Raw genomic sequence first — 12759 nt, forward strand, 5'->3', positions numbered from 1 at the left:
TGTGGTCAGGCCTTCGCCTATGCCCATAATATGTGACAAACGGGTGTCACAAGGGCGCGGTTGCGGCATCCAACCACAGTTGCGCGGCATGTGACAGTCTTGGCCGGACTTTTTCCGCCACGTCCCGGTGATACGCGTTCAACCAATCACGCTCGGCAGTGGTCAGCATGTCGACGACGATCAGGCGTCGATCGATGGGGACATATGTCAGTGTCCGCCAGCACAGCATCGCGCGCTCGGGGTCTGCGCCGGGCAGGGCGGGGGCCTCCTCAACAACCAGCAGGTTCTCAATCCGAATGCCGAAGGCACCTTCGCGGTAGTAACCGGGTTCGTTCGACAGGATCATCCCGGGCTCGAGCGGAACGTGGCTGACCCGCGCCAGGCGCTGTGGCCCTTCGTGAACGCTCAGGTAGGCGCCGACACCGTGGCCGACGCCGTGATTGAAATCCTGGCCCGCGGCCCACAAAGGTGCCCGGGCGATGCACTCGATGTCTCGACCGGCCAGACCAACGGGCCAGCGCAGTTGCGACATCGCGATCATTCCCTTCAGAACCCGGGTAAAGCAGCTCTTTTCCTCGTCTCCTAGCGTGCCGATGGGGATCGTCCGGGTGATGTCCGTGGTGCCATCCAGGTATTGTCCACCGCTGTCCAGAACCAGAATATGACCGTCCTCAAGCCGGCTGTCGGTTTCTTCGGTCACTCTGTAGTGCATGATGGCGCCGTTTGGCCCGGTGCCCGCAATGGTGTCGAACGAGATATCCTGCAACGCATTGTCGCGCCGCCGGTTCTCCTCCAACCGTGTGACCACCTGCATTTCGGTCAGGCTGCCGGGGGGTTGGGCATCCAGCCAGCACAGAGTTTCGATGACGGCGGCGGCGTCACGAAGATGCGCGGCGGCGCTGCCGGCAATTTCGGCTTCGTTCTTGCAGGCCTTGGGACGGGCGCAGGGATCGCCGCCATCCACGGCCCGGTCGCCAAGCACATCGGCAACGGCCTGCGGCAGAGTTCCCATGTCCACTTGCACCGCGCCCTCAAGCGCCGCAACGGCGTTCAGGAACGCGTCGGGTTCGTGGATCGAAACCCGCGGCCCCAGATGGTCGTCCATTCCCTTCAGCTTTTTTGCGGCCATGAACAGGTCCACGTGCCCGTCGGCCTGCAAAATCGCAAACCCATGCGCAACCGGGTTATACGGAATGTCCGATCCGCGGAAGTTCAGCAGCCACATGATCGAATCCGGCAACGTGATGACGGCAGCCGACCTCCCGTTTCGAGCCAGTGCCGAAGCCAGCCGAGAGACCTTGCTTTCGGCGCTTTCGCCTGCAAATTCCAGCGGGTGCACCTTGACCGGGTTCATTGGCGGTGGTGGCTGATCGGACCAGATGCGGTCCACAAGATTGTCTGACGGAACCAACTCTATCCCGCTATTCTGCAGCTCGGCCCGGGTTGCGGTGATCTGTCCGGCGGAATGCAACCAAGGATCGAACGCAACTTTCCCTCCATCGGGCAACTGCTGTTTCAACCACGCCGAAAGGCTTACGTCGGGCCACGGTACCGGCGTGAAATCGGACGCCACCTGCGCCTTGACCTGAGTGCGATACCGACCATCCACAAATACGCCGGCAACATTTCGCAGCGCTGCGCAGAACCCGGCAGAACCAGTGAATCCGGTCAGCCATGCCAGCCGCCCGTCGCGGGCGGCTACATATTCGCCCTGATGCGCGTCGGCACGCGGGACGATGAAGCCATCCAGTCCTTCGCGCTCCAATTCTTTGCGCAACGCCGCCAAACGTGGCGGCCCCTGTTCGGGCCGCGCCGTGACTTCGAAAGACTGGAACATCTGCTTCTCCTTCGGCTCGCTACAGGTCTTGTTCGCCTGCCTTCACCTATCTTTGAAATGCTCCCGCTGGAGGCAAGACCGGCCTCAGCCGGCCTTTTTCATGCCCATCACGCGGGCCCGCGCGCGCGGGTCGCTGTCGAACAGCGCGGCTAATTGCTCGGTCATCGCTCCTGCCAGCTGTTCGACATCGGTGATCGTGACCGCACGATCATAATAGCGGGTGACGTCGTGGCCGATGCCGATGGCCAGCAACTCGACCATCTTGCGCTTTTCGACCATGGCGATGACATCGCGCAGATGCTTCTCAAGGTAGTTGGCTGGGTTCACGCTGAGCGTTGAATCATCGACCGGAGCGCCATCCGAGATCACCATCAGGATCTTGCGCTGTTCACGACGCGCCAGCATCCGGCGGTGGGCCCATTCCAACGCCTCGCCGTCAATGTTTTCCTTCAGCAGGCCTTCTTTCATCATCAGGCCAAGGTTGGGCCGTGCGCGGCGCCAAGGCGCGTCGGCGCCCTTGTAGACGATGTGGCGCAGGTCGTTCAGGCGGCCGGGTTGCTGTGGGCGGCCATCGTTCAGCCACGCCTCACGCGCTTGTCCACCCTTCCATGCCCGCGTCGTGAAGCCCAGGATCTCGACCTTCACGTTGCACCGTTCCAGCGTGCGGGCCAGAACATCGGCGCAGATCGCTGCAATGGAAATCGGCCGTCCACGCATCGAGCCCGAATTGTCCAGCAACAGTGTCACCACGGTGTCGCGGAACTCGGTATCCTTCTCGACCTTGAAGCTGAGCGGTGTCGTGGGGTTGGCCACCACCCGCGCCAGCCGACCGGCATCCAGAATGCCCTCTTCGCGGTCAAACTCCCAGCTGCGGTTCTGCTGTGCTTGAAGGCGGCGCTGCAGCTTGTTGGCCAAGCGGCTGACGGCGCCCTTCAGCGGCTCGAGCTGCTGATCAAGATAGGCCCGCAGCCGTTCCAGTTCGGCGGGTTCGGCAAGGTCCTCGGCCGCAATCTCTTCGTCATGCGTGCTCAGGTAGACCATGTAGTCCGGATCGGCCTCGGATGCGGGCGGAGGGGCAGGCGGCTCCAAAGGCGCTTCGCCCTCGGGCATCTCGGCTTCTTCACCCATCTCGTCCTCGGCCATCTCGTCCATCGAGACCTGCGCCTGAGACTGATCCTGTTGCTCTTCCTGAGTTTGCTCGGGCGTCGCGTCGGCGTCCTGGTCGTCTTGGTCGTCCTGGCCGGTGCTGTCCGGATCGGGCTGTTCTTCGGCGTCTTCCTCGGCCTGATCTTCCTGATCTTCGTCCAGTTCGTCCGGGTCGTCACCCAACTGGTCGCCATAGCCCAGATCCTTGATCATCTGGCGGGCGAATTTGGCGAATTCGGCCTGATCCGAGAGCACCTCGTCGAGATTCTCCAACACCCCGCCGGCCTGTTCCTCGATGAATCCGCGCCACAGGTTCATGACGTTCTCGGCTGCAGCGGGCAGATCACGCCCGGTCGCCAGATGACGGATCAGATAACCCGCCGCCACCGCAAGCGGTGCCTCGGAGGGTTGCTTGCATTGGTCATAGCCGCGCCGCAACGCCTCGTGGCCGATCTTGACGTCAATGTTCGAAGCCGTGCCGGGCATGTCCCGGGCGCCCATCGCTTCGCACCGGGCGGTTTCCATCGCTTCATAGAGGTCGCGCGCCATATCTCCCGGAGGCGCATATCGTGCATGCGTCGCATCGTCATGGTAGCGACGGTTCAGCGCCAGGGCATCTGCGGTGCCCCGCGCCAAAAGAACCTCTTCGCGTGTCATTCGGCGTGACACCTGCGGCAGGCGCATCGAGTCTCCGGACAGGCCCGACGGGTCGACGGAATAGCTTACCGACAACTCGGGATCATCGGCCATGACCTTGGTCGCCTCGGCCAGAGCCTTCTTGAACGGATCAGCAGGGTTGTCGTTCTTCTGCGCCATATCTATCAGCCCTCACTCACGCCCTTAGGCCCGACGCCCGGTCGAAGTGACCGGACCCCGTCTTTATCTGGTCCCCGATGTCCCCGCCGGGGGCGTTGCGCCCAATCTGGGCGCAATCGATGCCATCAACCCAGGCTCACGCTGGCCGCGCTTTCCGGCAGTTCTTCATCAAAACAACGCTGATAGAACTCGGCAACGGTCTGCCGTTCCAACTCGTCGCATTTGTTCAGGAAAGACAAGCGGAAGGCGTAGCCCACGTCGCGGAAGATCTCGGCGTTCTGCGCCCAGTTGATAACGGTACGCGGGCTCATCACGGTCGACAGATCGCCGTTCATGAACGCCGTCCGGGTCAGGTCGGCAACGGTGACCATCTGGCTGACGGTCTTGCGGCCTTTTTCGGTGTTGTAATGCGGCGCCTTGGACAGAACGATCATCACCTCGGCGTCGTGGCTGAGGTAGTTGAGCGTCGCCACCAGCGACCAGCGGTCCATCTGGGCCTGGTTGATCTGCTGAACGCCATGATACAGGCCGGTGGTGTCACCCAGACCCACGGTGTTGGCGGTCGCGAACAGGCGGAAATAGGGGTTCGGCGTGATGATCTCATTCTGGTCCAGCAAGGTGAGCTTGCCGTCATGCTCCAGAACCCGCTGGATCACGAACATCACGTCGGCGCGGCCGGCATCGTATTCGTCGAACACGATGGCCACAGGGTTGCGCAGCGCCCAGGGCAGGATGCCTTCGTGGAATTCAGTCACCTGTTTGCCATCACGCAGCTTGATCGCATCCTTGCCGATCAGGTCGATCCGGCTGATGTGGCTGTCCAGATTGACGCGCACGGCAGGCCAGTTCAGTCGCGCAGCGACCTGCTCGATATGGGTCGATTTGCCGGTGCCGTGATAGCCTTGGATCATCACCCGGCGGTTGTGGGTGAACCCGGCCAGAATTGCCAGCGTGGTTTCGGGATCAAACTTGTAGGTAGGGTCGATTGCCGGCACGCGGTCGCTGCTTTCGGCGAACCCTTTGACGGACATATTGCTGTCGATCCCGAACACGTCACGGACCGAGATCTCTTCGGTGGGTTTTGCGTTGATATCGGTCGATCCGTCAGCCATTCGCCTTGTCCTTATCCTTTGGCCCGTTTTGCCGGGTTTGAACCCGTGTGTGGTGCAACATATTGCAGATAAGGGCAAGGGAAAGCGGCCCCCTTGGAAAGGTGAGCAGGTTTTTCTTTCAAACTGGCCCTATTGACGCGCGGGCGATCCTTGGTCGCGACGCGTACCAGGTGCAGGTCAAGCCGCGTTTGTCAACAAAGGCACTGCGGCCTGTTCGGACGCACATGCCGATCCATGTGTCGGAAATGCTGTATGCAGGTAAGTATTCAATAATCCAAATGTTGAAAATGACCTTATCAGACATATGAAAAATGGTCTCATGGGGCTTTTTGCAAGTTGCTCAAGCACACAGCAGATTTCTTTGCTAGTCGCGAGCCAGAACTGTCAGGTGGCAATACCAGACGTCGAGATGGCAGTTTCTGGATTCAGCGTCATCCTAAGGACGTGTAGAAACTAGGCAGGCCAACACTTTCGGCGAACGGGAAAGTGACCTCGGGCAAATGCCACAAGAAATCGTCACAACTTGCGGCTCGTCACGTGCAGATATTGAAATGTGTTGTGGAGGTGGTACACTATTTCGGACTTAGTTTAAGTAAAAGGTTGCCATGGCTTTAGTAATTACCGGTCCAACGAGGATTTTCTTTCCTCCGAACACGGACACATTTTCTGTGGACTACAACTCCAGCAAGCCAGCGTCTTGGTTTGTATCTGTAACAGATGACGGACTTCTTTCCCCTTCAGATTACTCGGTTACGATTTCCAGTGCTGGTTTACTAACAGTGGACCTGCAGCCGGGGGTTATTGTTCCCCCAAATACAACTCTGAGTTTGATCGTCAGAGCCTCCAGCGGGCCTGGAAATGGCAACAATGCCTCGATTGGGGTAACCGTTAGGTTGCCCGCTGGAACGGTGCCGTGTTTCGTGAAAGGGACATTGATTGAAACTGAAAGTGGCTGTCGCGCTGTTGAGGAACTCGCTGTTGGTGACAAAGTGCGTGCTTCCAGTGGTGAACTGCTACGCATCGAGTGGATCGGAGAGAAGACCCTGCAGGCAGAAGCTTTGAAGCGAAACCCCCAGTTACGTCCGGTTTGCATTCAGAAAGGTGCATTCGGAAAAGGACTGCCTGACCGAGATTTGTACGTTTCTCCACAACATAGGATTGTCGTGGAGGGTTGGCGCGCAGAGTTGCTGTTCGGAGAGCCAAAAGTTTTCGCCGCGGCAGTTCATCTCGTTAACGATCATACAATTCGCCAAGTAAATACGTATGATCCCGTTACATACTACCATATTGCTTGCTGTCGCCACGCGATACTGTTGTCGAATGGTTTGCCAACTGAAAGTCTGTTTTTAGGTGAAATGGCGGTGATGTCCTTCGATCGGGAGGATGCCGAGGAACTCCGTGTGCTATTTCCCGAACTGCGAAACGCGGCATCCGCTTTTGAGCAAACGCGCGTACGTTGCCTAAAACGCCCCGAAGCTGCTGCGTTACGCGATACGTTCGCGCACTAAAACCGCTATTTGAAGTTTCTGCTGTCCTTGATTTGATCCCAGGCCCAGACGACTTCCTGCAGCTGTTCTTCCTGGCTGCGGTCGCCGCCGTTCATGTCCGGGTGCAGCACCTTGATCAGCTTTTTGTAGGCTTTGCGAACCTCGGCCTTGGTCCAGGTGTCCTTGGCTTCGAGGATTTCGATCGCACGACGCTCAGTAGGCGGCAGACGACGGCCTGTTGCGGCCCGACCGGGGTTCTTGGTCGCGTTTTCGCCCAGAACCTGATGCGGATCTTCGATGCCAAGCCGGGCCCAAGCCCGCGCCTCGGGATCGCCCATCGGCTTGGTTTCGCGCTCCCACACTTTGTCTTTCGACCGTTGGGCGTTCAGTTCGGCCTCGGTGGTGCCGTCGAAGAAATTCCACTTCTGGTTATATTCGCGCACGTGCTGCTGGCAGAACCAGAAAAAGTCGTCCAGCACATCCGGTGCCTTGGGCGCCCGGAACTTGCCGGCTTCCTGGCATCCTTCGTGGTCACAGACCCGGGTCGAGGTCTCGGACGCGCCCGACATGCCCCGACGCCCGCGCGGATTTTTCTTCTTGGCGCTGGACACCGACATGTCGAATCCGAAGGGATCTGATTTCACCATATGCTCATCCTCATGAACGCGTCTTTTCGACTCGGAGGCAGCAGTTTAGTCTAAGTGATCGAAAGTAGAAGAGGGGCGCGGCAAAATATTTGCCGCTGAGCGTAAAAATGACCGTGACCGACGAAATCCGCCAACGACTGCAGGCCGAGTTCAACCCGCGTGAACTGGAGGTCGTGGATGACAGTGAACGCCACCGTGGCCACGCAGGGTTTCAGGAAGGCGGCGAAAGCCACTTCAACGTCCGAATCCGCGCGGCCGCCTTTCAGGGGCAGTCCCGCGTTGCGCGTCACAGGGCCGTTCACAAGGCCCTGGGCGACATCGTTCCGCGCATCCACGCCCTGGCTTTGGACATCGGTGACTGAAGCCTTTCGCCCGACGTTGTCGATTATTGTCGGCTTTTTTCAATAATCTGCTATGTTTCCCGTGATTTGCGCGGAGGAAACTATGGAACAGATGAGCCACGCCGTTCGTACGGTGCTGTCAAAATACGCAACCTTTCAGGGGCGCGCGCCGCGCTCCGAGTTCTGGTGGTGGGTGTTGGCGCTCTTTTTGGTGCTGGTTGTCACACAGTTGATAGACGGTGCGGTGGTGGCGCCTTTGCTGGGCTTCGATGCCTTCGCTTCGGAAGCCGGTCAACCGCTGTCGTGGCTAGTCTCGTTGGGCGTGATCGTGCCGAACATCGCGGTGGGTGTGCGCCGTCTGCATGACACCGGGCGCTCCGGTTGGTGGATCCTGATCGGTTTGATTCCGCTGATCGGCACGCTGATCCTTCTGTATTTCTACATTCAACCCAGTGAGCAGGCCGAAAACGCCTACGGTGCCGCGCCGGCCTGACGCGGCCTTCGCCTAGCTGTCGGGCTTTTCTTTTTCGTCCTCGGCATCCGCTTTGGGGGCATCTTCTGACTTGGCCGGCTTCAGCGTCAGCGGCGGGTCGGCATGGTCCTGCGCGATGCGGGCCGGAGCCTCGACTTGACCGGCCGCAGCCGCATCGTCCGGGCCAGGAACCGGTCGTGCCAGTGGAGTGTCATCCTCTTCTGGCGGGGTCAGGAGTGCGGCGACGTCGTCGTTGGCGACTTCGGTTTCGACCGCACGGCGAAACACCAGAACATTGCGCCAGTTTTCCGCGGTTCCGGTAAGGCCGACCCGCTCCTCGCTGGGCAGCAGCTCGGCGCGCTGGTACTCCCAGCCTTTCGCACCCAACTCGTTCAGCAATTGCTCGATGGTGACGGCAAACCGGCCCTCGGGTGTTTTGACCCCTTTGGCTTTGGTGCCTTTCTTGGGGGCCGGGACGACCTTGTATTCGTAACGCTGCATCAATGGTTCCTGAACTGGTGTTGGCGGGCAATGTATCGTTCCGTCCGGGACGGGGAACAGAAAACTTCGCGCCCCGGCGAATTTCAGCCTCGACTGTTGCTTTCCCCCTGCGTCGCCTTTGAGGCGATCTTCAGGCACAGCTCGGTCGCCACCGCCATGTCCTGGACCGAGATCCACTCCAGCGGCCCGTGGATGCATTGCATCCCGGTAAAGATGTTGGGGCAGGGGGTGCCGAACTCGGTCAGGCGCGACCCGTCCGTGCCGCCGCGGATCGGAACCGAGACCGGCTCGATCCCCATGTCGCGGCAGGCCTCGCGCGCCAGATCCACCGGTGTCATGTCCTTTTCCAGCCAATAGCGCATGTTGCGGTACTGGTGGCTGATCTTGACGCTGATCCTAGCGCGCGGTTCGCTGGCCTGCACCGCGTCGCAGACCTTGCGCACCAACTCGCCCTTGGCTTCCAGCCCGTCCATCTCGAAATCGCGCAAGATCAGCTTGATCTCCATCTCGGACGAGCCGCCGTTCAGATCGGTCACGTGGATGAACCCTTCGCGCCCGTCCGTGACTTCGGGGGTCATGGTGGCCTGCGGCAGCGTCTGCACGATCTTGGCCGCCAGGTGGGTCGCGTTCACCATCTTGTCCTTGGCCAGGCCCGGGTGAATCGAAACGCCTTCGATCCTGATCACCGCCCGGTCGGCCGAGAAGCTCTCGTATTCGATCTCGCCCAGTTGCTGCCCATCCAGCGTATAGGCGAAGTCAGCGCCCAGATCTTTGGGAAGCGCCTCGGTCACACCGCGGCCGATTTCCTCGTCGGGGGTAAAGGCGATGCGGATGGGTCCGTGCGCGACTGTCCGATCGGCCAGCAGTTGCCGGGCCATCGTCATGATGATCGACACGCCCGCCTTGTCGTCAGCGCCCAGCAGCGTGGTGCCCGAGGCGGTGATCAGGTCGTCGCCGACCTTGCTGGCCAGATAGGGGTGCTCGGCCGGGGACAGCACCAGTGACGGATCGTCGGGAAAGGTGATGTCGCCGCCATTGTAGCCCTTGATGACCCGCGGCTTGACCCCGGTCGCGTTGAACTGGGGCGCGGTGTCTACATGTGCCAGAAAGCCGATGGTCGGCCCCGGCGCGGTGCCCGGAATGGTGGCCAGAACGACGCCATAGTCCGTCATGGTCACATCCTGCGCGCCCATTTCGGTCAACTCCTGCCGCAGCAGGTTCAGCATACCGTATTGGACTTCCGTGCTGGGGGTGGTGGGTGAGTTTTCGTCGCTCTGGCTGTCGATGGCCGCATAGCGAACCAGCCGGTCCTCCAGCTCCTGGTCAAATCTGTTCTGCATGGCACCTCACCTCTCTGGCCAAGACAAAGGCCGCAACCGGCCGCCCGAGTCAAGCGCTGCCTCGGGCCCTGAAAGCGTCAACAACTCCGGGCAAAATCCGTACAAACCGGACAAACCCAGTTGCCCGGCCTGTACAAACCGAAAGACCTTATTGGCCCAGCTTCTGCGCAACCAACTGGTTGACCGCCTTGGGGTTGGCCTTGCCGCCGGTGGCCTTCATCACCTGTCCGACGAACCAGCCGGCCAGTTTCGGGTTCACCTTGGCCTTCTCGACCTGGGCCGGGTTGGCAGCAATGATCTCGTCTAGCGCGGCCTCAATGGCACCGGTGTCGGTCACCTGTTTCATGCCACGTTCTTCGACGATCTGCGCCGGGTCGCCGCCTTCGGTATAGACGATCTCGAACAGGTCCTTGGCGATCTTGCCCGAGATGGCGTCCGAGGCGATCAGGTCGATGATCCCACCCAGCTGTGCGGGTGAAACCGGCGAGTCGGTGATGTCGCGGTCGTCTTTCTTCAGGCGGCCAAACAGCTCGTTGATGACCCAGTTCGCGGCCAGCTTGCCGTTGCGGCCCTTGGCGACCTCTTCGAAGTACACGGCCGATTCAACCTCGGCGGTCAGCACCGATGCGTCATAGTCGGTCAGGCCGAAATCGTTGATGAAGCGGGCCTTTTTCTCGTCCGGCAGCTCGGGCAGCTTGGCCGCGATGTCATCGACCCAGGCCTGCTCGATTTCCAGCGGCAGCAGGTCGGGGTCGGGAAAATAGCGATAGTCATGCGCCTCTTCCTTGGACCGCATCGAGCGCGTCTCGCCCTTGTCGGGGTCATACAGACGGGTCTCCTGCTCGACCTTGCCGCCGGCCTCGACGATGGCGATCTGGCGGCGCGCCTCGACCTCGATGGCCTGCTGGATGAACCGCATCGAGTTCATGTTCTTGATCTCGCAACGCGTGCCCAGGTGCGAAAAGTCCTGCGTTTCCATGTATTTCTCATAGTCGCCCGGACGGCAGATCGACACGTTCACGTCGGCCCGCAGGTTGCCGTTCTGCATGTTGCCGTCGCAGGTGCCCAGATAACGCATGATCTGGCGCAGCTTGGCGATATAGGCGGCGGCCTCTTCCGGGCCGCGGATGTCGGGGCGGCTGACAATCTCCATCAGGCAGACCCCGGTGCGGTTCAGGTCGACGAAGGACATGTTCGGATCCATGTCATGGATCGATTTGCCCGCGTCCTGCTCCATGTGGATGCGCTCAATGCGCACCATGCGCGCGGTGCCGTCGCCCAGTTCCACCAGAACTTCGCCTTCGCCCACGATCGGGTGATATAGCTGGCTGATCTGATAGCCCTGCGGCAGGTCGGGATAGAAATAGTTCTTGCGGTCAAAGGCCGATTTCAGGTTGATGTCGGCTTTCAGACCCAGACCGGTGCGCACGGCCTGTTCCACACAGAATTCGTTGATCACCGGCAGCATGCCCGGCATGGCCGCATCCACAAAGGCCACATTCGAGTTCGGTTCGGCTCCGAATTTGGTCGATGCGCCAGAAAACAGCTTGGCATTGGACGAGACCTGCGCATGCACCTCCATCCCGATCACCAGTTCCCAGTCGTGCTTGGCACCGGCGATGGTCTTGGGTTTGGGCAGTTCATAGGTCAAGTCGAGCATGGCGCGCCTCATTTCCGCAGAAGTTCAGGCATGGGTATTATGCCCGGCAAGGCCAAGGGGCAAGGGGCAAAGGGCGCCGAGACGCAATTCTCAGTGGCTGGTCAGTTGCAGACCTGAAGGCGTGAAGGTCACGTCGGTCCCGTTGCGCAATTCCTCGCGGAACAGATCACCGATGGCGCGCAAGGCGTCACGCTGTCCACGTGCCGCGAACCGCTCGGGTGAGTTGACGCGGACCGAGTTGTTGAACCCGTTGGCCGCGTGGGCCCAGATCAGCGGGTGCAGTTCGGTCAAATGATCGCGGATCAGCCATTGGGCGGCCTCCCTGATCTGGGACCGGACCAGATCGGCCTTGTCGTCCAGACCGAACCCATTCTGCACCGTGATCGCGCAATACGAGGCCAGCAGGTTGATCGTTTGCTGGTCCGGCATCCGTTGCACGATGTCGCGTAGACCTTCCAGAAAATACTCAACGTCCAGCCGCGCGCAGGCTTGTTCATCCAATGCAATTGCGTCGAACTGAACCCATGTGTATCCGCCAGCGCCCCACGTGTCGCGCGTGTTCGCGGCATTGCGCAGGGCTTGTACCTCAAGCTCTTCATAGCTGCCGAACCATCGCGGCAGCAAGTGGCTGCCCATCGCGCGCATGTGTCGATGGTTTCGCGGATCCAGCGAAATAAGGCGTTCGTACTGATCCGCCACCCGGGCCCGCTGGGTGCGCTGACCAGCCAGCAGGGCACAGTCGGCGGCGGCGACCACAGGGCTGTCCGGCAGCGCCTTGCGGCACTCGGGCAGGATGGCTGCAGCCCGGTCAAAATGTGCAGCACAGCGTGAACGATGCAGCGGCGGCAGCGCCGCGTCCAGAGCCGTGCCACGCCACGCCCATGCCAGATCGATGTGGGCCAGGGCGACGATGAGAGCAATTATCGGATCATCGGGATGATCTTGTTTCACACCCTCAAGCTCGGAAATACCGCCTAGCAGGTCGTACTCGGCGATCGCACCGCCGTCGGACAGCGCGTGTTCGGCGGCCAGGACAACATCCGATCGCGCGCCAAACGCCAGAAGATCGGCGATGGGCAGCCCGTCCGGGGCTGTTGTCCGTGCTTGGTCCGCGGCCCGGATCTCGGCTGACAGTTCGGCCCAACGATCCTGCCGAGCAAGATGGCGCCCGCGTTCGATCATGTCCCGCCCGATCAGGTCAGCCGCACCCAGTTCCGCAACGGGAATATTGAGACGCCCGACATCTTCCAGACAGCGGGAACCCGCGTCCGAAACCGGAGCCACGTGACTTGATATGGGATTGATACGGGCAAGACCTGCCCAGAACGACCGGAACATCGAAAACACTCGAAACTGTACAAACTTGTTAACTAACGATGAATTCTGAACCGGAATTGTGA

Annotated in this window: 11 protein-coding genes; 3 read left to right on the forward strand and 8 right to left on the reverse strand. The window is 60.5% G+C overall.

Annotated features, from left to right (window positions below):
• Nucleotides 1–46 precede the first annotated feature (46 nt).
• The 3 genes from ACR0IR_RS02460 to cobS form a co-directional block, all read right to left on the reverse strand.
• Nucleotides 47–1837, reverse strand: coding sequence for an aminopeptidase P family protein (locus tag ACR0IR_RS02460; RefSeq protein ID WP_170364549.1), 1791 nt, complete (start codon nt 1835–1837; stop codon nt 47–49).
• An 84-nt stretch (nt 1838–1921) separates the two neighbouring features.
• Nucleotides 1922–3799, reverse strand: a complete 1878-nt coding sequence (gene cobT / locus ACR0IR_RS02465) for a cobaltochelatase subunit CobT (protein WP_170340929.1) — start codon at nt 3797–3799, stop codon at nt 1922–1924.
• 125 nt (nt 3800–3924) lie between these two features.
• Entirely contained in the window at nt 3925–4911 is a 987-nt protein-coding gene (cobS, locus tag ACR0IR_RS02470) for a cobaltochelatase subunit CobS (protein WP_093964859.1), read from the reverse strand.
• A 605-nt stretch (nt 4912–5516) separates the two neighbouring features.
• On the opposite strand from cobS, the gene ACR0IR_RS02475 reads away from it, so the two are divergent.
• Complete coding sequence (locus tag ACR0IR_RS02475; protein WP_170364547.1) at nt 5517–6419, forward strand: Hint domain-containing protein; 903 nt, start codon at nt 5517–5519, stop codon at nt 6417–6419.
• A 5-nt stretch (nt 6420–6424) separates the two neighbouring features.
• On the opposite strand, the gene ACR0IR_RS02480 is transcribed toward ACR0IR_RS02475, so the two are convergent.
• Complete coding sequence (locus ACR0IR_RS02480) at nt 6425–7045, reverse strand: J domain-containing protein (RefSeq protein WP_093964862.1); 621 nt, start codon at nt 7043–7045, stop codon at nt 6425–6427.
• Nucleotides 7046–7152: 107 nt separating this feature from the next.
• On the opposite strand from ACR0IR_RS02480, the gene ACR0IR_RS02485 reads away from it, so the two are divergent.
• Together ACR0IR_RS02485 and ACR0IR_RS02490 are read left to right on the forward strand one after the other, a co-directional pair.
• Nucleotides 7153–7407: a BolA family protein gene (locus ACR0IR_RS02485; protein ID WP_093964863.1), complete on the forward strand. Its 255-nt coding sequence runs from the start codon at nt 7153–7155 to the stop codon at nt 7405–7407.
• A gap of 82 nt (nt 7408–7489) precedes the next feature.
• Nucleotides 7490–7879 (forward strand): DUF805 domain-containing protein, encoded by a 390-nt coding sequence (locus tag ACR0IR_RS02490; protein WP_170340933.1) that lies wholly within the window; start codon nt 7490–7492, stop codon nt 7877–7879.
• 12 nt (nt 7880–7891) lie between these two features.
• Here the strand turns inward: ACR0IR_RS02490 and ACR0IR_RS02495 are convergent, their stop codons facing one another.
• The 4 genes from ACR0IR_RS02495 to ACR0IR_RS02510 all read right to left on the reverse strand — a co-directional run bounded on the left by ACR0IR_RS02495 (nt 7892) and on the right by ACR0IR_RS02510 (nt 12697).
• Nucleotides 7892–8359: a DUF4177 domain-containing protein gene (locus tag ACR0IR_RS02495; RefSeq protein ID WP_170364546.1), complete on the reverse strand. Its 468-nt coding sequence runs from the start codon at nt 8357–8359 to the stop codon at nt 7892–7894.
• A gap of 83 nt (nt 8360–8442) precedes the next feature.
• Nucleotides 8443–9699 carry a peptidase T gene (gene pepT / locus ACR0IR_RS02500; protein ID WP_170364545.1) on the reverse strand — a complete coding sequence of 419 codons (1257 nt, stop codon included), beginning with the start codon at nt 9697–9699 and terminating at the stop codon, nt 8443–8445.
• A gap of 148 nt (nt 9700–9847) precedes the next feature.
• Nucleotides 9848–11359, reverse strand: a complete 1512-nt coding sequence (gatB, locus tag ACR0IR_RS02505; RefSeq protein WP_093964867.1) for an Asp-tRNA(Asn)/Glu-tRNA(Gln) amidotransferase subunit GatB — start codon at nt 11357–11359, stop codon at nt 9848–9850.
• 90 nt (nt 11360–11449) lie between these two features.
• Nucleotides 11450–12697, reverse strand: a complete 1248-nt coding sequence (locus ACR0IR_RS02510; protein ID WP_170364543.1) for a hypothetical protein — start codon at nt 12695–12697, stop codon at nt 11450–11452.
• Nucleotides 12698–12759: the final 62 nt, after the last annotated feature.

The sequence above is a fragment of the Ruegeria sp. CF2 genome (genome assembly GCF_056537385.1).

Bases quoted from the DNA above. Each gene is read 5' to 3' on its own strand.
- ACR0IR_RS02485 (WP_093964863.1), top strand. From the start codon at position 7,153: ATGACCGTGACCGACGAAATCCGCCAACGACTGCAGGCCGAGTTCAAC.
- ACR0IR_RS02490 (WP_170340933.1), top strand. From the start codon at position 7,490: ATGGAACAGATGAGCCACGCCGTTCGTACGGTGCTGTCAAAATACGCA.
- pepT (WP_170364545.1), bottom strand. From the start codon at position 9,699: ATGCAGAACAGATTTGACCAGGAGCTGGAGGACCGGCTGGTTCGCTAT.
- cobT (WP_170340929.1), bottom strand. From the start codon at position 3,799: ATGGCGCAGAAGAACGACAACCCTGCTGATCCGTTCAAGAAGGCTCTG.
- ACR0IR_RS02510 (WP_170364543.1), bottom strand. From the start codon at position 12,697: ATGTTCCGGTCGTTCTGGGCAGGTCTTGCCCGTATCAATCCCATATCA.
- gatB (WP_093964867.1), bottom strand. From the start codon at position 11,359: ATGCTCGACTTGACCTATGAACTGCCCAAACCCAAGACCATCGCCGGT.
- ACR0IR_RS02495 (WP_170364546.1), bottom strand. From the start codon at position 8,359: ATGCAGCGTTACGAATACAAGGTCGTCCCGGCCCCCAAGAAAGGCACC.
- ACR0IR_RS02480 (WP_093964862.1), bottom strand. From the start codon at position 7,045: ATGGTGAAATCAGATCCCTTCGGATTCGACATGTCGGTGTCCAGCGCC.
- ACR0IR_RS02460 (WP_170364549.1), bottom strand. From the start codon at position 1,837: ATGTTCCAGTCTTTCGAAGTCACGGCGCGGCCCGAACAGGGGCCGCCA.
- cobS (WP_093964859.1), bottom strand. From the start codon at position 4,911: ATGGCTGACGGATCGACCGATATCAACGCAAAACCCACCGAAGAGATC.
- ACR0IR_RS02475 (WP_170364547.1), top strand. From the start codon at position 5,517: ATGGCTTTAGTAATTACCGGTCCAACGAGGATTTTCTTTCCTCCGAAC.